This is a genomic window from Phenylobacterium sp. (assembly GCF_035539035.1).
Classification (GTDB): domain Bacteria; phylum Pseudomonadota; class Alphaproteobacteria; order Caulobacterales; family Caulobacteraceae; genus Phenylobacterium.
In genome coordinates this window covers 262487-282912 of the sequence record NZ_DATLJI010000016.1, presented here as the reverse complement: position 1 = coordinate 282912, position 20426 = coordinate 262487, and the positions used below count along the sequence as shown (strand labels likewise).

19 protein-coding genes are annotated in these 20426 nt (G+C 70.6%); 13 read left to right on the top strand and 6 right to left on the bottom strand.

Annotated features, from left to right (window positions below; genetic code table 11):
- Positions 1-5 precede the first annotated feature (5 nt).
- The 7 genes from VM685_RS15345 (at position 6) to VM685_RS15315 (ending at position 7804) form a co-directional block, all read left to right on the top strand.
- Positions 6-959, top strand: coding sequence for a sugar phosphate isomerase/epimerase (locus VM685_RS15345; RefSeq protein ID WP_325461046.1), 954 nt, complete (start codon positions 6-8; stop codon positions 957-959).
- On the top strand, positions 956-2086 hold the full coding sequence (locus VM685_RS15340) for a Gfo/Idh/MocA family oxidoreductase (protein ID WP_325461045.1): 1131 nt from the start codon (positions 956-958) through the stop codon (positions 2084-2086). The genes VM685_RS15345 and VM685_RS15340 overlap by 4 nt, the downstream gene beginning before the upstream one ends.
- Positions 2083-3135: a sugar phosphate isomerase/epimerase gene (locus tag VM685_RS15335; RefSeq protein ID WP_325461044.1), complete on the top strand. Its 1053-nt coding sequence runs from the start codon at positions 2083-2085 to the stop codon at positions 3133-3135. Before VM685_RS15340 ends, VM685_RS15335 begins: the two co-directional genes overlap by 4 nt.
- Before the next feature lie 11 nt (positions 3136-3146).
- Entirely contained in the window at positions 3147-4874 is a 1728-nt protein-coding gene (locus VM685_RS15330; RefSeq protein ID WP_325461043.1) for a GMC family oxidoreductase, read from the top strand.
- Entirely contained in the window at positions 4874-5446 is a 573-nt protein-coding gene (locus VM685_RS15325) for a gluconate 2-dehydrogenase subunit 3 family protein (RefSeq protein ID WP_325461042.1), read from the top strand. Before VM685_RS15330 ends, VM685_RS15325 begins: the two co-directional genes overlap by 1 nt.
- Positions 5446-6222, top strand: a complete 777-nt coding sequence (locus tag VM685_RS15320; protein WP_325461041.1) for a DUF1080 domain-containing protein — start codon at positions 5446-5448, stop codon at positions 6220-6222. The genes VM685_RS15325 and VM685_RS15320 overlap by 1 nt, the downstream gene beginning before the upstream one ends.
- A gap of 64 nt (positions 6223-6286) precedes the next feature.
- On the top strand, positions 6287-7804 hold the full coding sequence (locus VM685_RS15315; RefSeq protein WP_325461040.1) for a S41 family peptidase: 1518 nt from the start codon (positions 6287-6289) through the stop codon (positions 7802-7804).
- Between the two features lie 22 nt (positions 7805-7826).
- On the opposite strand, the gene VM685_RS15310 is transcribed toward VM685_RS15315, so the two are convergent.
- Complete coding sequence (locus VM685_RS15310; protein ID WP_325461039.1) at positions 7827-8417, bottom strand: pyridoxamine 5'-phosphate oxidase family protein; 591 nt, start codon at positions 8415-8417, stop codon at positions 7827-7829.
- Between the two features lie 73 nt (positions 8418-8490).
- On the opposite strand from VM685_RS15310, the gene VM685_RS15305 reads away from it, so the two are divergent.
- Together VM685_RS15305 and VM685_RS15300 are read left to right on the top strand one after the other, a co-directional pair.
- Complete coding sequence (locus tag VM685_RS15305) at positions 8491-9315, top strand: thioesterase family protein (RefSeq protein ID WP_325461038.1); 825 nt, start codon at positions 8491-8493, stop codon at positions 9313-9315.
- Positions 9316-9374: 59 nt separating this feature from the next.
- A complete protein-coding gene (locus tag VM685_RS15300) occupies positions 9375-10052 on the top strand; it encodes a nitroreductase (protein ID WP_325461037.1) in 678 nt (225 codons plus the stop codon).
- 30 nt (positions 10053-10082) lie between these two features.
- Here VM685_RS15300 and VM685_RS15295 read toward each other — a convergent pair whose 3' ends face one another.
- From VM685_RS15295 to VM685_RS15280, 4 genes are all read right to left on the bottom strand, one after another.
- Complete coding sequence (locus tag VM685_RS15295; RefSeq protein ID WP_325461036.1) at positions 10083-10763, bottom strand: DUF1080 domain-containing protein; 681 nt, start codon at positions 10761-10763, stop codon at positions 10083-10085.
- Between the two features lie 8 nt (positions 10764-10771).
- Complete coding sequence (locus VM685_RS15290) at positions 10772-11386, bottom strand: gluconate 2-dehydrogenase subunit 3 family protein (protein WP_325461035.1); 615 nt, start codon at positions 11384-11386, stop codon at positions 10772-10774.
- Positions 11383-13080, bottom strand: coding sequence for a GMC family oxidoreductase (locus VM685_RS15285; RefSeq protein WP_325461034.1), 1698 nt, complete (start codon positions 13078-13080; stop codon positions 11383-11385). The genes VM685_RS15290 and VM685_RS15285 overlap by 4 nt, the downstream gene beginning before the upstream one ends.
- A gap of 709 nt (positions 13081-13789) precedes the next feature.
- A complete protein-coding gene (locus VM685_RS15280; protein WP_325461033.1) occupies positions 13790-14677 on the bottom strand; it encodes a phytanoyl-CoA dioxygenase family protein in 888 nt (295 codons plus the stop codon).
- A 225-nt stretch (positions 14678-14902) separates the two neighbouring features.
- Between VM685_RS15280 and VM685_RS15275 the strand changes: the two genes are divergently transcribed.
- Positions 14903-17449 (top strand): TonB-dependent receptor, encoded by a 2547-nt coding sequence (locus VM685_RS15275; protein WP_325461032.1) that lies wholly within the window; start codon positions 14903-14905, stop codon positions 17447-17449.
- Positions 17446-17874 (top strand): hypothetical protein, encoded by a 429-nt coding sequence (locus tag VM685_RS15270; protein ID WP_325461031.1) that lies wholly within the window; start codon positions 17446-17448, stop codon positions 17872-17874. The genes VM685_RS15275 and VM685_RS15270 overlap by 4 nt, the downstream gene beginning before the upstream one ends.
- A gap of 10 nt (positions 17875-17884) precedes the next feature.
- Here the strand turns inward: VM685_RS15270 and VM685_RS15265 are convergent, their stop codons facing one another.
- Entirely contained in the window at positions 17885-18475 is a 591-nt protein-coding gene (locus VM685_RS15265; protein ID WP_325461030.1) for a helix-turn-helix domain-containing protein, read from the bottom strand.
- A 132-nt stretch (positions 18476-18607) separates the two neighbouring features.
- Between VM685_RS15265 and VM685_RS15260 the strand changes: the two genes are divergently transcribed.
- The gene (locus tag VM685_RS15260; protein WP_325461029.1) at positions 18608-20086 is read left to right on the top strand and encodes an MFS transporter; all 1479 of its coding nucleotides are present in this window, start codon (positions 18608-18610) and stop codon (positions 20084-20086) included.
- Between the two features lie 176 nt (positions 20087-20262).
- Entirely contained in the window at positions 20263-20418 is a 156-nt protein-coding gene (locus tag VM685_RS15255) for a helix-turn-helix transcriptional regulator (protein ID WP_325461028.1), read from the top strand.
- Positions 20419-20426 lie beyond the last annotated feature (8 nt).

Here is a 20426-nt window from a genome sequence, read left to right as displayed (position 1 = left end):
CCGCCTTGCGCACCACCCCCGACCTCAACCGGCGCGGCCTCCTCGTGGCGGCCGGCGCGGCCCTAGGCGCCGCCGCCGTGAGCGGACCCGCCGCCGCCGCGCCGTTCTTCGCCAGCCGCCGCCTGCCGATCGGCATCCAGCTCTATACGCTCGGCCCCGACGTCGCGAAGGATCTCGACGGCGTGCTCGGCGAGGTGGCGAAGATCGGCTACCGCACCGTCGAGCTGGCCGGTCTCTACGGCCGCACGCCCGCCGACTTCAAGGCGGCGCTGGACCGCGCCGGGCTGGTGGCCACCAGCGCCCACGTCCAGGCGCGCGGCCCCGGCTCCCTCGAGGGCGACCTCTCCCAGGTCGCGGACATGTTGGGGACCCTGGGCGTCAAGAACGCCGTGATGCCCAGCCCCTATGTGCCCGACCGGGTGGCCGAGGTCGCCAAGGGGCTCTCCGGCGGCGACTTCTACCGCAAGGCCATGGGCGCGCTCACTGCCGACGACTACCAGTTCAACGCCGACTTCCTGAACGAGAAGGCGGGCGTCCTGAAGCGCTCGGGCGTCGCCGTCGGCTACCACAACCACAACTTCGAACTCGCGCCGCAGGGCGACACCACCGGGCTCGACATCCTCCTGTCGCGCACCGATCCGGCGCTGGTCACCTTCGAGGCCGACGTGGGCTGGATCAGCGCCGCCGGCGTCGATCCCGCGACCTTCCTCGGCCGGCACAAGGGCCGCTTCAGCCTGATGCACGTGAAGGACGTGAAGGCCGCGACCCAGACCAACTACGAGCTGCGCATGGACCCCACCGAGGTCGGCTCCGGCCGTCTCGACTGGCGGACGCTGCTGCCCGCCGCCCACGCCGCGGGCGTGCGCCACTTCTACGTCGAGCAGGAGCCGCCGTTCGAACGGCCGCGCATCGAGGCGGCGAAGATCAGCCACGACTTCCTGGCGACCGTGAACGCATGAGCGCCGGCGGCCCCATCCCCCTCGCCATGGTCGGCGGCGGGCCGGGCGCCTTCATCGGGCCCGTGCACAAGATGGCCGCCGAGCTGGACGGCCGGCTGAAGCTGGTGGCCGGCGCCTTCAGCAGCGATCCGGCGAAAAGCCAGGCGGCCGGCGCCGCCTGGGGCGCGAGGTCCTATCCCGGCTGGCGCGAGATGATCGCCGCCGAGGCCGCCCGTCCGGACGGCGCCCGCGCCGTCGCCGTGGTCACGCCCAACCACCTGCACTACGCGGTCTCGGCCGCGGCGCTCCAAGCCGGGCTGCACGTGATGAGCGACAAGCCCGCCACCCTGAACCTGGCCGAGGCCCGGGCGCTGGCGGCGACCGTCGCCGCCTCCCGCCGCGTCTATGCGCTGACCTATGTCTACACGGGCTATCCGATGGTCCGCGAGGCGCGCGAGATCGTCCGCCGGGGCGACCTGGGCCGGATCCGCAAAGTCGTCGCCGAATACCCGCAGGGCTGGCTCTCCAGGCCCCTGGAGCGGGAGGGGAGCAAGCAGGCGGCCTGGCGGGTCGATCCCAAGCTGGCCGGCGCCGGCTGCATCGGCGACATCGGGGTCCACGCCTTCAACCTCGCCGAGTTCGTCTCGGGCGAGCGGGTCGAGCGGCTCTGCGCCGACGTCTCCACCGTGGTCGAGGGCCGCGCCCTGGACGACGACTGCAACGTGCTGCTGCGCTTTTCCAACGGCGCGCGCGGCGTGCTGATCGCCTCGCAGATCTCGGCCGGCGCCCGCAACGGCCTGCGCCTGCAGGTCTACGGCGAGAAGGGCGGGCTCTCCTGGAGCCACGAACGGCCCAACGAACTCACGATCGACTGGCTGGATGGCCCGTCCCAGACCCTGCACGCCGCCGCCGGCTACCTCGGCCCGCTGGCGCTTTCGTCCACCCGCATCCCCACCGGCCACCCCGAGGGCTTCGTGGAGGCCTTCGCCAACCTCTACCGCGACTTCGCCGACGCCATCGCCGCCGGCCGCGCCGATCCCGATCCCGTGCCCGGCATAGGGGAGGGGGTGCGCGGCATGGCCTTCGTCGAGACCGCCGTCGCGAACAGCGGCCGGGGCTGGGCCGAACTGGAAGGAGCCGCCGCATGAAGACGCTCAAGGGTCCCGGCATCTTCCTGGCCCAGTTCATGAGGCCGGAGCCGCCGTTCGACCGGCTGGAGACGCTCGCCGACTGGGCCGCGGGCCTGGGCTACGTCGGCCTGCAGATCCCCACCGGCGTCGGCGGTTTGTTCGACGTGGAGAAGGGGGCCGAGAGCCAGGCCTACTGCGACGACGTCCGGGGCATGCTGGCTGACAAGGGCCTCGCCATCACCGAGCTCTCCACCCACCTGCAGGGCCAGCTGGTCGCCGTCCACCCGGCCTACGACGAGCTGTTCGACGGCTTCGCGCCGCCGGAGGTCCGCGGCAAGCCCAAGGCGCGCCAGGAATGGGCCGCGGCCCAGGTGAAGGCCGCCGCCCGGGCCAGCCAGCGACTCGGCCTCACGGCGCACGCCACCTTCTCCGGCGCGCTCGCCTGGCCCTATTTCTACCCCTGGCCGCAACGCCCGGCCGGCCTGATCGAGGAGGCCTTCGCCGAGCTCGGCCGCCGCTGGAAGCCGATCCTCGACGTCTTCGACGAATGCGGCGTCGACGCCTGCTACGAGATCCACCCGGGCGAGGACCTGCACGACGGCGCCACCTACGAGCGCTTCCTCGACGAGGTGAAGGGCCACCCGCGCGCCTGCCTGCTGTTCGACCCCAGCCACTTCGTGCTGCAGCAGCTCGACTACCTCGACTTCATCGACCGCTACCACGACCGCATCCGCGCCTTCCACGTGAAGGACGCCGAGTTCCGGCCCACGGGGCGCTCCGGCGTCTACGGGGGGTATCAGGGCTGGGTGGACCGCCCGGGCCGGTTCCGTTCGCTGGGCGACGGCCAGGTCGACTTCGGCGCCATCTTCTCCAAGCTCGCCGCCTACGACTATCCCGGCTGGGCGGTGCTGGAGTGGGAGTGCGCGCTGAAGCATCCCGAGGACGGGGCCGCCGAGGGCGCGCCGTTCATCCGCGACCACATCATCCGCGTCACCGAGCGGGCCTTCGACGACTTCGCGGGCTCGGGCGCGGACGCCGCGGCCAACCGCCGCCTGCTCGGCCTCTAAGGGAAACCGCCATGGCCAACCTCAACAACCGCGCCCGGGCCGAGAACACCTACGACGCCATCGTGGTCGGCAGCGGCATCTCCGGCGGCTGGGCCGCCAAGGAGCTCACCGAGCGAGGCCTGAAGACCCTGGTCCTGGAGCGCGGCGGGCCGGTCCGCCATATCGAGGACTATCCCACCGCCCAGATGGCGCCGTGGGAGGCCAAGTACCCCCGCGGCCGCCTCCCGGCCGCGGAGCTCAAGAGCCGCTATCCGATGCAGCAGCGCACCGGCTATGCGCTCACCGAGTACACCAAGCACTTCTTCGTCAGGGACGACGAGAACCCCTACAGCGAGGAGAAGCGGTTCGACTGGATCCGCGGCTATCACGTGGGCGGCCGCTCGCTGATCTGGGGCCGCCAGACCTACCGCCACTCCGATCTCGACTTCACCGCCAACGCCCGCGAGGGCATCGCCGTCGACTGGCCGATCCGCTACGCCGACCTCGCCCCCTGGTACGACCATGTGGAGCGCTTCATCGGGGTTTCGGGCCAGAACGAGGGCCTGCCGCAACTCCCCGACGGCCAGTTCCAGCCGCCCATGGAGCTGAACTGCGTCGAGAAGGTGCTGAAGGCGAAGAGCGAGGCCCGCTTCCCCGAGCGGCGCGTCACCATCGGCCGCACCGCCCACCTGACCGCGCCGACCGAGGAGCAGCTCGCGCTCGGCCGCGGCAAGTGCCAGTTCCGCAACCTCTGCATTCGCGGCTGTCCGTTCGGCGCCTACTTCTCGTCGAACTCCGCGACCCTGGTCGCCGCCGAGCGGACCGGCAACCTCAAGATCCGGCCCAATTCCATCGTCACCACCGTCGTCTTCGACCCCAAGGCGAAGAAGGCCTCGGGCGTGCGCATCCTCGACGCCGAGACGGGCAAGGAGGAGGAGTTCCACGCCAAGGTCATCTTCCTCTGCGCCTCGGCCATCCCGACCGCCTGGATCCTGCTGAACTCCGCCAGCCGCCACTTCCCCAACGGCCTCGGCAACGGCTCCGACCAGGTCGGCCGCAACATCATGGACCACCACCTGGGCGTCGGCGCGAGCGCCGAGGCCCCGGGCTTCGAGGAGATGTACTACTCCGGCCGCCGGCCGAACGGCATCTATGTGCCGCGCTTCCGCAACCTCGGCGACGCTGCCACCAGGCGCTCCGACTACATTCGCGGCTTCGGCTACCAGGGCGGCGCGGGGCGCGGGACCTGGGAGCGCGAGCCCGGCGGCTTCGGCGCAGAGCGCAAGCAGGCGCTGACCCAGCCGGGCCCCTGGGGCGTGCGCCTGCATGGCTTCGGCGAGATCCTGCCCTACGCCGACAACCGCATGACCCTGAACACCGACGTGAAGGACAAGCACGGTCTGCCGACCATCACCTTCGACGTCTCGATCCGCGACAACGAGAAGGCCATGCGCAAGGACATGGCCGCCGCCGCCGCCGAGATGCTGGAGGCGTCGGGCTTCACCAAGGTCACCACCTTCGACGGGACCTATGCGCCGGGCCTTGGCATCCACGAGATGGGCACGGCCCGCATGGGCCGCGATCCGAAGACGTCGGTGCTGAACGCCCAAAACCAGCTGCACGATTGCCCGAACGTCTTCGTCACCGACGGGGCGGCCATGACCTCGGCCTCCTGCGTGAACCCCTCGCTCACCTACATGGCGCTCACCGCGCGGGCTGCGGCCTTCGCGGCCGCCGCCGGCCGCAAGGGAGACCTGTGATGGCCCCGATGCTCGACCGCCGCGGCGCGCTCGTGGGCCTGGGCGGCCTCGCCGCGTTGTGGGCCACGCCCGTGGTCGCCGCCGCCCAGGCGGCCGGCCAGCCGGTGCTGGCCTGGACCCCGAAGGCGCTCACCCCGGATCAGGCGCGCACGCTCGCCGCCGCCTGCGAGCGGATCATCCCGGCCACCGACACCCCCGGCGCCATCGCCGCCGGCGTGCCGCAGTTCATCGACCGCCAGCTCGCCGGCTGGTTCGAGCCTCTCGAGGCCGAGCGCCTGCGCTCCGGCCTCGTCCGCCTCGACGCCGAGGCCCGCGCCAAGGCCGGCGCGCCGTTCGCCGCCCTCCCGGCCGCCCGCCAGGACGCCCTGCTGCGCGAGGCGGACGCGGAAGGCCAGGCGGCCGCCAAGCAGCTCAAGCCGCACTGGTTCCTGTCGCTGCGGGAGATCACGACGGTGGCCTATTTCACCTCCGAGCCCGGCGCGACCAAGGCCCTGCGCTACGATCCCGTGCCCGGCGACTACCGCGGCTGCGTGCCGCTGAAGGACATCGGCCGCGGCTGGGCGACCACCTGATGCGCCGCGCAGCCGTCCTCGCGCTCCTGCTGGCGCTCGCCCCTGCCGCGGCGTCCGCCGCGGAGTGGAAGCCGATCTTCAACGGCCGCGACCTCTCGGGCTGGGTCCCGAAGGTCAACCACCGCCCGGCGGGCGACAACTGGCGCGACACCTTCCGGGTGAAGGACGGGGTGCTGGTGGTCAGCTACGCCGGCTACGAGCGGTTCTCGGACGAGTTCGCCCATCTGATCTACGAGACGCCCCTCTCGTCCTACCGCCTGCGCTTCGAGTACCGGATCACCGGCCCGGGCGTGCCCGGCGCGCCGGCCTGGGCGGTGCGCAACTCCGGCGTCATGCTGCACGGCCAGGCGCCTGGCGACATGCAGCTCCACCAGCGTTTTCCGGTCTCGGTGGAGGCCCAGCTCCTCGCCGGCGCGCTGGGCCAGACGCGTCCGACCGGCAACGTCTGCACGCCGGGCGTGACGGTCACCATCGCCGGCGCTCCCATGGCCGAGCACTGCCGCAACTCCAGCTCGAAGACCTATCCGGAAGGCCAGTGGGTCCGCTTCGAGGTCGAGGTCCGCGGCGCCCGCCACGTCCGCCACATCGTCAACGGCGAGACCGTGATGGAATACGGCGACCTGCGCCTCGCCCCGGCCGAGAACGCCGAATTCGGCGCCGCCCCCGCCGACCCCGCCACGGCCGGAACCCCGCTCGCCCGCGGCTACATCTCCCTCCAGGGCGAAGGCCACCCCATCGAGTTCCGCAACATCGAGCTGATGGAGCTGGCGGAGTAGGGGAGGGCTTCTTCCGGGCCGGGCGTTCGATTGCCAACCGGCGCCGCAGACGCTAACGGCGGGTGTGCCCGGACCGACAATCTTCAGGGGGGCGGCCGGCCTTGCGCTCGCCCTCGGCCTTGCGGCCGCCGGCCCAGGCGCGGCCGCCACGCCGCCGGCCCCGCCCGCCGACGACCAGGCGAGCGCGTCGGCGCCCCTGCCGGCGGAGGCGGTGCGGGCGGACCTCCGCCACCTCTACGACACGCTCGCCGCCGGCCATTACGACCTCTTCGTCTACCGGAGCCGCGGCGACTACGACGCGGAGTTCCAGCGCGCGCTGGCCACCGTCAGCGGTCCCGTCCCGCGCCGGGAGGCGGCGGCGCTGTTCCAGCGCTTCCTGGCCTATGGCCGCGTCGGTCACGCCCGCACCGAAGCGCCGCTCCAGGAGTTCGTGAGCCATCTGGGACGTGGCGGGACCCTGCTGCCGATCTTCATCCGCGTGGACGGGGACAGGGTTCTCGTCACGCGGAGCGCCGACCTGGCGGGTCGGGTCGGCCCCGGCGCCGAACTGCTCGCCATCGAGGGCCAGCCCGTCTCGCAGTGGCTCGATAGGCTAGGAAGGCTGGTCTCCGCCGAGCGACCCTACATGGTCCACGCGCAGATGGAGGAGAGCTTCCCCGCGCTGCTCTGGCTCGAACTTGGCGAGCGAGAGGGGGTGAACGCCACCTTCCGCGGCGCGGACGGCCGGTCCTTCGAGGCGCGCATCCCGGCCGTGACTCGCGCGGAGCTACGCGAGATCGGCCTGCGCCATCCCACGCCGCGCCTCGGAACCGACTTCGCCTCGCGCGAGGTCAGACTGCTGCCGGACGGCGTCGCCTACCTCCGGCCCGGTCCCTTTATGAACACCACCGCCGGACGACCCGGGCCGGAGCCATCCTACGAGGACGGCGAGTACCGGACCTTCCTCGACGGCGCGTTCGAGGCCATCCTCGCCGCGCGTGCGCCCGACCTGGTCATCGACCTGCGCAACAACCCGGGCGGCGACAACAGCTTCAGCGACGCCATGGTCGCCTGGTTCGCCGACCGGCCGTTCCGGTTCGCCTCCAGTTTCACCCTGAGGGCCAGCGCGCCCACCAAGGCCTGGTATCGCCGCCGCGCCGAGGCGGGCGCGGTGGACGGCATGCTGGCCCGACTGACGGCGGCGGAGGCGGGTCAGCCGGACGGCGCCCGCTACCCCTTCGAGATCCCGCTGGTGCAGCCGCGCCGGGGCCCCCGGTTCGAGGGCCGCGTCTGGGTGCTGGTCAACCGGCACAGCTACTCCAACTCAGCCTCCGTCGCCGCCCTGATCCAGGACTATGGCTTCGGCGTGGTGCTGGGCGAGGAGACCGCCGACGTGCCCACCAGCCATGCCTCCACCGTGCATTTCGAGCTGCCCAACAGCGGCTACAGCGTGGCCTACCCGAAGAGCTACTTCGTCCGGCCCAGCGGCGACCGCGCCGTCCGCGGCGTCATCCCCCAGGTCCCGCTGCCGCGAGAGCCCATCGGCGTCGCCGCCGACGCGACGCTCGACGCCGCCCTGGCGCACATCCGCGGCCGGCGCTGACGGCGCACCCGGCGTCTCTCCCCTACCGCCGCCGCTCGGGCAGCACGTCGGTGAACAGCGGGTGGGCCTTCCACTCGGGCTCGAGGGGCGGGCAGCCGGCTTCGGGCGCATGGGGGGAGGGGGCCAGGCTCCCGGCGGTCGGGATGTATCGGCCGCAGTTGGGGAAGATGTCCGTGGGCGTGACCTCGACCATGAGCTGGGCGCCGGGCGTGGCGGCGAGGTCGGGGTGTTCCTCGAAGACCCGCGCCACGCCGTTGACCCGGACGCGCCAGGGCTTCGGTCCCATGGCGACGAACAGCAGGCCCACGTGCGGGTTCGCCCGGATGTTGCCCAGGCTGCGGAACATGCCGTTGCCGTCGTAGTCGGGGAACACCAGCCGGTCGGGCGCCGTGACCCGGGCGAAGCCGGGCGGGCCGCCCTTGAAGGAGCCGTCGGGACGTCCCTGTTCGTCGGCGGTGGCCAGGAAGAAGAAGCTCTGGGCGGCGATGAAGGCCGCGTCCTGGTCGGTGAACCGGTCGTGGCGGGTGCGCTGGTCGAGGCGGTCGGCCAGCGGGCGGCTGCCGAAGTCGTCCTGCAGTCGGCGCTGGGCCGGGTGGTAGAAGCTGTCGCTCATATTCTCAGCCTGCCCCGCCGGCCGCGCGGCGTCGAGCTTCCCTGACGCTGCGGCGCCGCGCTAGAGGCGCAGGATGAGCGTACTGGAAGCCGATCTCTTTCCCCTGACCGCCGTCGCGCCCGGCCGCTGGACGACCCAGGCCGGCCCGGAGTGGCGCAATCCGAACGGCCCGCTGTGGGGCGGTTATCCCATCGGGCTGTGCCTGAGTGTGATGGCGGCCGAGCCGGAGGCGACGGGCGAGCCCCTGTCCATCACCCTGACCTATGTGGCGGCCCTGGTGGCCGGCGAGATCGAGGTCAGGACCCGTCGGCTGCGTCAGGGCGGCTCGATCGGCGTCTGGGAAGTGGACCTGCGCCCGGCCGGCGCGGACCATGTGAGCGTCCAGGCCATCGTCACCATGGCGAAGCGACCGGCGACCCCGCCGTTCGCGTTCGCGAAGATGCCCGACGCGCCCGATCCCGAGAGCCTGCCCACGCCGATGAGCCCCGGCGGGGCTCGGCACTTCGGCGCCCAGGCCTTCGAGCGGCGCACCGCCGAGACCTTCCCGATCCGCGCGGCCGCCAGCTCCTACTCCACGGCCTGGGTGCGGCCGAGGCTCGGGCCCTGGGACAAGGCCATGCTCGGCATGCTCACCGACCATTCGCCGCCGCGGGCCTTCTACGCCCTCGGCCACACGGTGATGACCACGACGCTGTCGCTGACCGTCTACCTGCACGCCACCGCCGAGGAGGTGGCCGCGGCGGGCCGCGACTACCTGCTGGTCGAATACGAGGGCCGAGTCGGCGGGGGCGGCGCCTCGGACGAGCGCTCCAGCTACTGGCGGCGCGACGGCAAGCTGCTGGCGACCAGTGAGCAGCTGGTCTGGTATCGCGAGATGCCCAGGACCGTGCCCGAGTGAGCGCTCGCCCGGACGCGCCCGCCACCACAGATCAAGCCGGACGAAACCAGAGGTCATCCATGCAGTTCGACGACGTGATCCTCGGCCGCCGCAGCATCCGCGGCTACAAGCCCGACCCCGTGCCGCGGAAGCTGATCGAGGAGATCCTGGCGATCGCCATGCGGGCGCCGTCGTCGATGAACACCCAGCCGTGGAACTTCTACGTCATCACCGGCGAGCCGCTGGACCGCATCCGCGCGGGCAACACCGAGCGCAACCTGGCCGGCGTGCCGCACAGCCGCGAGTTCCGCACCGGCGAGGCGTTCGCCGGCGTCCACCGCGACCGCCAGGTGGGCGTCGCCAAGCAGCTGTTCGGGGCCATGGGCATCGCCCGCGAGGACAAGGAGAAGCGCCAGGACTGGGTGCTGCGCGGCTTCCGCCAGTTCGACGCGCCGGTCTGCGTGATCGTCACCTACGACAAGGTGCTGGCCGGCAGCGACGACACGCCCTTCGACTGCGGCGCGGTGACCAACGCCTTGGTCAACGCCGCCTGGTCCCGCGGCCTGGGCTGCGTGATCAACAGCCAGGGCATCATGCAGTCGCCGGTGGTGCGCGAGCACGCCAGCATCGCCGACGACCAGGTGATCATGAAGGCCATCGCGCTGGGCTGGCCCGACGAGACCTTCCCGGCCAACGCCGTGGTCTCGGAGCGCAAGTCCGTCGAAGAAGCCGCCGTCTTCGTCGGCTTCGACGACTGAGGGGCGCGGCGGCCTCGCGGCCGGGAAGCGTCAGTTCAGCGGCCGGATCTTGATGTTGCGGTAGGCGACCGCGTCGCCGTGGTTCTGCAGGGCGATGTGGCCGGTGGGCGATCGCGCGAACTGCGGCCAGGCCTTGAACTTGGTCGCCGCCACCTTGGCCTTGAACTCTGGCGAGTTCAGGTCGTACTCGACCACCTTCACTCCGTTCAGCCAGTGCTCGCCCTTGCCGCCGCGCAGGACGATGCGGCTCCGGTTGAACTCGCCCACCGGCTTGGTGACGTCCCGGCTCGGCGCATAGAGGCCATAGAGGGCGCCGGCCCGCTCCAGCGGCGGCTCCCCCCGGCTGTTGTCCAGCACCTGGTACTCGGGCCCGCTGAAGATGGTCTGGTCGCCCTCTTCGACGACGCGGAACATCACCCCGGAATTGCCCTTGGGGGCGATCTTCCAGTCGAAGGCGAGCTCGAAGTCGCCGAAGGTCTCCTTGGTGATGATGTCCTTCGAGGACTTCGGGTCGGGGCCGAGCGTTCCGTCCTTCACCGCCCAGCCCGGATCTGGGGCGGGCGCCTTGAAGCCCCGCCAGCCGTCGGTGGTGCGGCCGTCGAACAGCAGCTTCCAGCCCGCGGCCTTCTCGGCCGCCGTGAGGGTGTTCTCCTGGGCCGCCGCGCCCAGGGCGCCGGCGGCCAGAGCGAGGCCGAGCAGCAGAGCCTTCATGGTTCCTCCTAGAGACCCAGCGCCTTCAGGCGCTCCTCGAGGGCGAGCTTCACCTCGGCCGAGGGGCCGGGGTCGGTGGCGCGCGCCTGGTTGCCGATGTAGCCGATGTCCCTGAAGCCGGCTTCGGTGGTGTAGTAGGCGCCCACCGTGAGCGCCCGGAACCGCTTGAAGAAGGTCAGCGCGGCTTCGTCCGCCGCGCGGGGCAGGGCGGCCAGCGCCGCGTCCCGCCGCGGGCCGCCGGCCAGCAGCGCGGGCATGATCCGCTGCAGCCCGTTCCTGATCACCACCCGGTCCTTCACCTGGTCGGGGTAGGGGGCGCTCACCCACTCGTCGATGAAGTCGGGGATGCCCAGGGCGCTCGCCGCCGGCGCGGTGGCGCTGGCCGGCAGGATGAAGTCGGCGAGGACGGCGGCCGCCTGCAGCTCGTCCTTGGACAGCAGCCGCGGCCAGGGGGCCGGGGCGGGCTTCACCAGGTTCGGATCCGTGCCGTAGGCCTTGGCCTCCGCGCGGTCGCCGGCCCCATAGACGGCGAGGCCCACGCTCCCCGCCACGGCCGCGCCGGCGGCGCCGATCCAGGCCAGCGCCGTGCGCCGGTCGACCTTGGAGACGTATCCGTCGCTCATATGGCCCCCTGCTTGGCCACCGTCGCCAGGTGGTCGCTGGAGCGCCACGCCAGCGCCAGGATCGACAGCGTCGGGTTCTTGTCCGGGCTCGAGACCAGCACCGCCCCGTCGGTCACGAACAGGTTCGGGACCGCCCAGGCCTGGCCGAACTGGTTGACCACCGAGTCCTGCTCGGAGGCCCCCATCCGCACCGTGCCCACCTCGTGGATCATCTCGCCGCCCTTGGAGATCGCCTTGCGGCCGTCGCGCTCGACCTCGCCCAGCGGCGTCCCGCCCAGCCGGTCGATCACCTCCAGGAAGGTCTTAGCCATGTGCGCAGCCTGCCGGGTCTCGGCCTCGCCCCACTTCCAGTGGAACCGCAGCACGGGGATGCCCCAGCGGTCCTTCACCGTCGGGTCGAGTTCGCAATAGCAGTCGTCGTTGGGGATCATCTCGCCGCGGCCGTTGAAGCTGATGACGCTGCCGTACCGCTGGCGAAGGCGGGCCCGCAGCGCCTCGCCGACGCTGACGTCGTCCTCGGGCAGCAGCCGCGCCGTGCTCATCGAGGGCATGCCGCGCCCGCCACCGATCTCCACGTGATAGCCCCGCGGGAAGCCGAGCTCCGCGTGCCGGTCATAGCCCCACCAGGGGACGTAGGTGTGCGAGACGCTCATCCCGTCGTCGTTGGTCGGCGGCAGGCCCTCCAGCGCCGGGAACTGGCCGGTGACGTTCAGGCCGACCGAATCCATCAGGTAGCGGCCGACCATGCCGTGGTCGTTGCACAGGCCGTCCGGGAACTTCGGGCTCTTCGAGTTCAGCAGGATCCGCGCCGTCTCCCCCGAACCCGCCGCCAGCACCACCGCGCGCGCCGTGGCCGAGCGGTGCGCGCCGCTCACCCGGTCCACGTAGGTGACGCCCTTCGCCTTGCCGGCCCGGTCGAGGTCCACCTGGTAGACGAGGGCGTTGGTGACGATGGTCAGGTTGCCGGTCGCCACGGCGGGCGGCAGCAGCACGGTGGTCGACTGGAAGTTGGCCCCGATCGCGCAGCCGCGGCCGCAGGCGGTGGCGAAGACGCAGGTGTTGCGCCCCTCCATCGGCTCGGTGACCACCGCCCCGTGCATGGGGACCACCGGAATGCCCATGGCCTCGAAGCCGCGGGCGTAGAACAGCTCGAAGGCCCGCGGCGGCGGCGCCGCCAGCAGGCAGCCCGGCGGCGAGTCCGGGGTGTTCGTCAGGTTCCGGGGCGGCCCCGCGCCGGTCACCCCGATCAGCTTCTCGGTGCGGTCGTACCAGGGCGCGAGGTCGTCGTAGGTGATCGGCCAGTCGTGGCCCAGGCCGTCGCGGCTTCGGGGCTTGAAGTCCAGCGGCCCGAACCGCAGCGAGATCCGCCCCCAGTGGTTGGTCCGCCCGCCCAGCATCCTGGGCCGCCACCAGATGAAGGGCTCCGAACCCTCCGCCACCGTGTAGGGCTCGTTGGGCACCTCCCAGCCGCCGTCCACCGTGGCGTCGTAGAAGCCGAAGGGCTTGTCCGGCGTGGAGGTCCCGCGCAGCGGGGCCTCGGCGGGGATGTTGTACATGGGGGTCTCGGCGACGGGATCGTAGTCCCGCCCGGCCTCCAGCATCAGCACCTTCAGGCCCGAGCGGGTCAGGTGGTAGGCGCTCATCCCCCCGCCGGCCCCGGAGCCGACGACGATCACGTCATAGGGCTCAGCCATCCGCGCCTAGTCCCCTCCGCCGGCCAGGGCCCCACCTTGGCGCCGCCCGCCCTGACGGCCAAGCCGCCGCGGCGGTTTCGGACGCCCGAAAGTGGCGAAAGCCCCTCGGGTTCGGCTACAAGGCGCCTCGACGTCGCCCAGGCCCGCTGATTTCCAAGGGAAACCCGCTGACCCACCCGCCCCACAGACTGTCCGTCGCCCCGATGATGGACTGGGCGGAGAGAACGAAATAGATCAATGACTTAGGCGAAGTCGGGTGCAAAAATAGTGCACTGAGTTCGCGTTCGCTTCCCTATCCGTTCACGCGTCGCAGCACTCCAAGCGAGCTTGGCCGCATTGCGTATGCTGACGACTCTCAATGGGCGTTGAGAACGTCTGCTGGCCCGCAGAAGCCCTGGAATGGGGGAAGCATCGTTCGGCCAAAGGCGCCGCTGAAGCCGAAGCACATCTGGGCGATCGCTAAGCAGTTGGAGACGAGCGGGCGTCCTCGCAACCTGGCCCTGTTCAACTGCGCCATCGGCGCCAGGTTTGGCTTCTCCGACCTCGGCCTATGACGGCGCCGGACCTACAGACAGATTCACGGTTCCAGTCTGTAGATCCGGCTTGAGAGCAGCCCGCTTCTCAGCGGGCCTCGCCCTCATTCGGAGCGCCGTAGGATGACCGTCATCCGACGCCGGCCGCGGCGCGCCGTGGGGCGAAGCCCGGCGGATCAACTCTGCCAGCTGCGCACCCGGCCGACGTCCTCCTGGCGGCGCTCGTAGAGCTTCTTGGGGCCTTCCTCCTTCCACCCGTGGATCAGGTCCCGGCCGAGCAGACCAGCCAGTTCCGCGTCCGCGTCGCCGTCCAGGAACCCGTCCGGGACATGGGTGCGGTCCTCCTGCGGCTGGATGTACTCGCGGCAGTAGAAGGCGGCGAGGTTGACCCGCAGGCCCGGGACCTTGCGCGGGAAGGAGCCGTGCCATGTGTTGCCGTGGAAGACGATGGCCGAGCCTGCGGGAACCTCCACGGCGATGGCGTGCGGGTTGCGTTCGTTGCCGTCGAGGCCGCGCTCCGCGGGCGTGACCTGACGGGCATGCCGGTGGCTGCCCGGGACGACCGCGAAGGCGCCCTTCTCTTCGGCGTAGTCGGTCATGCAGAAGTTGACGTTCGCCACCTGGGAATAGGGCGGGAAGGGGTCGGGGTAGCCGTTGCCGTTGTCCGAGTGCAGCAGGAGGCCCGGGCCACCGGGACCCTTCACGTGGCTGCCGAGGCTCGACAGGATGCACCGCTTGCCGAGCAGGTAGCGGATAAGGGCCAGCGTCTTCCGGTTGGTGACTGCCTCCTTGAACATCGGGTCCTCGAACAGCAGGTACTGGGCGTATTTGGTCTCCTTGTGCTCGGTCTCGTTCTCGAGATCGAGGCTGTTGCCGAGCCGCTTCTCCGCCAGCGCGAGGATGCGGTCGCGCATGGCGACCGTGGTGTCGTCGTCGAGCGCCTTCTCGATGACGGTGAAGCCGAAGGCCTCCAGCTCCGCCAGATGCTTCTCCAGACCCAGAGCCTCGATGTCCCTATAGACGTCCACTAGGTCCGGACAGGCCGTCCAGTTGTCGATCCGCATGCGCTTTCCTCCTGTTTGAGAGAATGCAAACGAAAGTGCCACTCAGTGTCAAGTGGCGCGCGGTGTCACCAAATCGTGGGTGCGCGGCGCTGTTGACATCCGCCACGGGTCCGCTTTTGCTACTGAGTGACATAAGCGCCTAAGCGCCAATAAGAACGAACCAGGGAGGACAAGGGGATGCGGGTTTACCCAGGCCGCCGCCGTCTGGCGGGGCTTCTTTGCGGTGTGGCCGCCGTCGCGGTGGCACTGCCGGCCGGCGCACAGACCGCCAGCGAATCGACCGCCCTCGACGAGGTGGTCGTCACCGCCCGCCGGGTGGCGGAAGACCTCCAGAAGGTTCCGGTCGCAGTCACCGCCATCGGCGCGGAGGCAATCCGCGAGCAGGGGATCGTCACCACCACCGACGTGATGTTCGCTGCCCCGTCGGTGCAGATGACCACCAGCTTCGGGCGCCTGTCCGGCGGTTTCTCGATCCGCGGCCTTGCCGGCGGCACCCAGACCTACTTCGCCGAGATCCCCGGCGGGCCGACCGAGAGCGCCGCACCCCTCTACGACATTGCGTCGGTGCAGGTGCTGAATGGTCCGCAGGGCACCCTGTTCGGCCGCGCAAACACGGCCGGCGCCGTCCTGGTGGAGCCGGCCAAGCCGGAATTCAACGACTACTACGGCTCCGTGGAGGCGAGCGGCGGCAACCTGGGCCTGCTGCGCGCCACCGGCATCGTCAACATCCCGCTGATCGACGACATGCTCGCGATCCGGGCGGCGATCCACAAGGACCACCTCGACGGCTATGTCCGCGCCTTTCCCTCCAACGAGAGGCTGTCGGAGAACAACAGCGAGGAGGCGCGGTTCAGCGTCAACTTCAAGGGCTTCGATGGCCGGCTCACCAACTATGCGGTCCTCGACTACTACAATGTCGACCAAGCCTCTTCAGGCGCGACGGTCGGGGCCATCAACCCGAACCTGGCTATCTTCAACCTGCCGGCCAGCCTCGACGCGCCAAACGGGGCGGCGGTGGGCGCCCAGAGGTTCGGAGCGGTGTGCAACCAGGCCGTGGCGGCCGGCCTGTCGCCGAACGTGAACGCCTGCATCGACCAGCGGCTGCGGATCGCCGCGACCCTGCGGCCCGCGCTCGAGGCCGAGTACAACCGCCTGCGGACCGGCGGCCACGACGCCATCCGGCGGACGCCGTCGGACCCGTTCCTGGAGCAGCGGGAGACGCTCCGGAAGTGGACGTTCGTGAACCAGACCTCCCTGGACCTCGGCAAGGTCCTGGACCTCACGACCGTGTCGATCCGCAACATCTTCGGCTACCAGGCCGCCAAGGGCTACACCGGCTGGGACGTGGACGGCCTGGGCGGTCTTATCCAGTCCTCCGTCTCCGTGCCGCAGGGCGCGGCCTACGCCTTCTCGGTGGCCGCGCAGCAGTCCGGCAACCGGGCGGTGCTCGGCGCGGGGCCCTACCAGAAGGTCTACAGCAACGAGACCCAGGTGCGCGGGGAGGTGGGCGACCAGCGGCTCGTCTGGAGCATCGGTGGCTATTACCAGGAGAACCCCAACCCGGTGAGCCTCGGCGGGATCCGCAACCTGAGCCGGGTCAACTCTGGGGTCACCCTGGTCACCCTTGGCTACAATCCCTCTTTCCCCTTCTCGGACGGCGGCAAGACCACCCAGAAGGCGGTCTACGGCCAGGCGACGGCGGACATCTCCTTCGTCGCCCCGTTCATCGAGGCGCTTCGCCTGACCTACGGCTACCGCAAGTCCTGGGACAAGTCGGAGCTGTTCACCCGCAACGTCGTGACCGAGCTGCCGTCCGGCCGCTATGTCCCGGGCCCCAACCGCAGCCGCAGCTTCACCAAGAGCGACGGGTCCAACACCACCTTGACGCTCGACGCCCAGGTGACGCGGGACCTGCTGGTCTACGGCGCCACCCGCAAGGGCTATCGGCCGGGCGGCCTGAACCTGGTGCTGAACTCGACCGGGCTGCCGAACTTCCGGCCGGAATACGACCCGGAGACCGTCCGCGACTACGAGTTGGGCGCAAAGTGGGAATTCGGCGTCGGGGAGGGCCGGGCGCGGCTGAACGGCGCGCTCTACCGCACCGAATATTCCGACATCCAGCGGACGTTCTCGGCCGCCGTTGCGGGCGTGACCACGACCTACATCGTCAACGCCTCGGCCGCGGTGATCGAGGGCGCCGAGCTGCAGGGCCAGCTGGCCCTGGGCCCGTGGGACTTCTCTGGCTCTTACGCCTACGCCAAGCCGCGGTTCACGGATTGGGTCGGGGCGGATCCCCTGGCCCTGATCACCCCCGGCAACGCCCGCTGCGTGGCGCCGTCCAGCGCCTCCCTCTGCCTGATCGACCTCACCTCCAACCCGTTCCCCAACATCTCCAAGCACCAAGGAAGCCTGACGGCCAAGTACACCCTGCCGATCGACCCGGACCTCGGCGAAGCGAGCCTGCAGGGCACGGTCTACAAGCAGTCGCGCCGGTACTTCTCTGACGCGGCCCAGCGCAACATCGAGGTCTACGGGCCCGGGGTGCTGGAGGCGGTGTCTCAGAAGGGGTTCGAGCGGATCAACGTCCGCGCGGACTGGAGCAACATCCGCGGGACCAGCTGGAGCGCAGCGGCCTTCGTCAACAACCTGACCGACGTGAACTACAAGCTGACCACCGTCACCCAGCTCCACTCCCTGGGCACCGGCACGGTCATCTACGCCGAGCCGCGGACGTACGGGGTCGAGGTCCGCTACACGTTCGGAGGCTCGTGAGCGCCATGAAGTACGCCTTCGCCAGCCCGGGATGGATGGCCTTCATGCATGGCCTGATCGTGGAGCGCGTAGCGAGCCTGCCCCGCGACGTCGCCTGGTCGCTCTGCGAGGTCTTCACCGACCCTCCGCCGGACCTGTCGCCGGACGGGCGGCCGATCGCCTGGCACGCGGTGGTGAGGGACGGCAGGGTCGAGTTCGGCGCCACCGAGCGCGACGACGTCGAGGTGAAGATCACCATCGACTACGCGGCCTGCGTGCCGCTCGGCCGCTTCGACACTCGGGGCGAACCGGAGCGGGCCGCGGAACTTGGCGCCATGGCCCAGGACCTACGCGAGCGAGGCCTCATGACGGTACGTGGGGATCGGGCCGGGCGGGATCCGCGCGCTGGCAACTTCCATGACGTGATCGCCCGCGTCACCGCTTGACAGGGGAGGCTCAGCCGCCGAGCAGGCCTTCGCGGACCATCCGCAGCACCTTCCGCTCGGTGGTCTCGAGGTCGGCGTAGGCGCCCTGGGCGAAAAGCATCTGGGCGACCGCATAGTTGCCGCCTACCAGGGCGGCTGCGGCCACCTTGGAGACGATCTGCGCGTCCGGCCGGTCCCGGAAGTCGGCCTCGAGCCCGGCGGCGATGAGGATCTGGTAGCTCTCCTGGATCGCCAGGTAGGCCGGTCCCACCGCGGGCTCGCTGCCGGCGATCTGCCGCATGTCGGCGTAGGCGCCGCGCTGCATCACCTGGCGGGCGTGGTGGATGACGTGGTCCTGCCACACATCCAGCGTCGGCTTGGCGCCGCGCGCCGCCATTAGGTCGCGGAATTCCTCGAGGGCCGCGTACTGCCGGTGGAGCACGAGGTGCGCCTTCGTCGGGAAGTAGCGGAGCAGGGTGCGCTTGTGGACATCCGCACGTTCGGCGACCTCCTCCAGCGTGGTGGCCTCGTAGCCCCGCTCGCTGAACAGCTTCAGCGCCGCGTCCGCGATCTGGTCGCGGGTCCGCGCCATCTTGCGCGCCCTGAGTCCCACGTCATTCATCGTTCGATCCTAGTCTAGACCAATGGGCTTGACACCCGCCGCCCAACCCCGCTTCGTGCCACCCGGTGGCGAAAGTCACCCGGGCGAGCGCAGCCGATAGAAGCTGTGGCCGAGTGAGTCCAGGGAGAGCCCATGACGACGGCCGACAACGCCGCTGGATCCGGCAATACGGGTCCGAGCGCAGCCGGGCGACTGCCCGTCCGCATCCGATTCCTGTACGGCCTCGGCGAAGCCGGCGAGGGGATCAAGACCGCGGCCCTGGAGACCTTCCTCTTCTTCTACTACGTCCAGGTGGTCGGCCTGTCGGGCACGCTCACCGGCCTGGCCCTGTTCGTCGCCCTGCTGTTCGACGGAATCTCCGACCCGATGGTCGGCGCCTGGTCCGACCGGACCCGCACCCGCCTGGGCCGCCGGCATCCGTTCCTCTACGCCGCGCCCATCCCGCTCGCCCTGGCGCTGCTCGGCCTGTTCCAGCCCCCGGCCCTGAGCGAGGCCGGCCTGTTCCTCTGGCTCACCGCCTTTGCCATCGCCGCGCGGTTCGCCATGACGCTCTACTTCGTGCCGCACATGGCGCTCGGGGCGGAACTCAGCCGCGACTTCCAGGAACGGGTGGCGGTCGGGGGCTGGCGGACGCTGTTCGCCTATGTGGGCCGCATCCTGGCGCTCTTCCTCGCCTTCTCGGTGTTCTTCGCCAAGCGCCCGGGCTTCGAGAACGGCCAGCTCGACCCCGCGGCCTATTCGGGTTTCGCCATCGCGCTGGGGGTCCTGGTGGTGCTGTTCGTGGTCGGTTCGGCCCTCGGGACCCAGAAGATCACCTTGGCCCGGATGCCGCCCGCCGGCCCGTCCCCGGCCCAGCCCGGCGTCTGGCGGACCCTGCGGCTTGCCTGGACCATCCCCTCCCTGCGGGCGCTGTGGGTCGCGCTCCTGATCATGTACGCCTACAACGGCGTCCAGTTCGCGCTCGCCCTGCACATGAACACCTACTTCTGGCGGCTTCCGCCCCAGCAGGTGCAGTTCATGTTCTATGCGACCACGCTCGGCTTCATCATCGGCATCCCGCTTGCGCGTCCGCTGGCGAACCGCTGGGACAAGAAGGCCGTCTACATGGCCGGCGTCGCCGGCTCTTGCATCGCAGGCTCCCTGCCCACGATCCTGCGGCTCGCCGGGGTCCTGCCGGCGAACGGGGACCCGGTTCTGCTGCCGATCCTCCTGAGTTCCTCCTTCGCAGTTGGGTTCATCGGCGCGCTGCCTGTCGTGTTGTCCGCGGCCATGCTGGCTGACGTGGCGGACGAGTACGACCACCGGCACGAGGGGCGGGCGGAGGGGCTCTTCTTCGGGGTGAACGCCTTCTGCCGCAAGGCGTCGCTCGGCCTCGGCGGCGCGGTCGCCGGGGTCATCGTCGACGTGATCCGGTTTCCCGCCAGGGCCGATCCTTCGGCCGTCCCGGCGGAAGCCCTGACGCGGCTCGGCTGCGCCTATGCTCCAGTGATGCTCGCCGTGCTGTTCGTCGGGCTCGCGTTCATGATCCCCTACGATCTGGACCGAAGGCGGCACGGGCAGATCGCCGCCGCGCTCGCGCGCCGCGACCAAGCGGAGTCGGGACTGGCCTGACCGACCGCAGTTGCGTTCGGCTGGTTCGTGTTCCTGAGAGATCCGCTCTCTACTCGCGCGCAGAGCGAAGCAGGCGGGGGCCTGCTAGTCAGCTGGCCCCAGCACGCGGCCTGGGTTGACCGACTAGGTCAGGCCGGTCCGTTAGGAAGGCAAAGGCGGACCGAGCAGCACGAAAAATGATTCATCCGTTCAGGTCTTTTCTCCCCCTCGTGGAGGCCCTCACTGACGAAGTCGAGCTCGCGCTCACCTATGTGGGGCAGCTTGAGCGAGGCCGCCGCAATCCGACGCTTGCGGTGGTGGAGCGCATCGCACGGATGTTCGTGTCGAGCTGATCGAACTT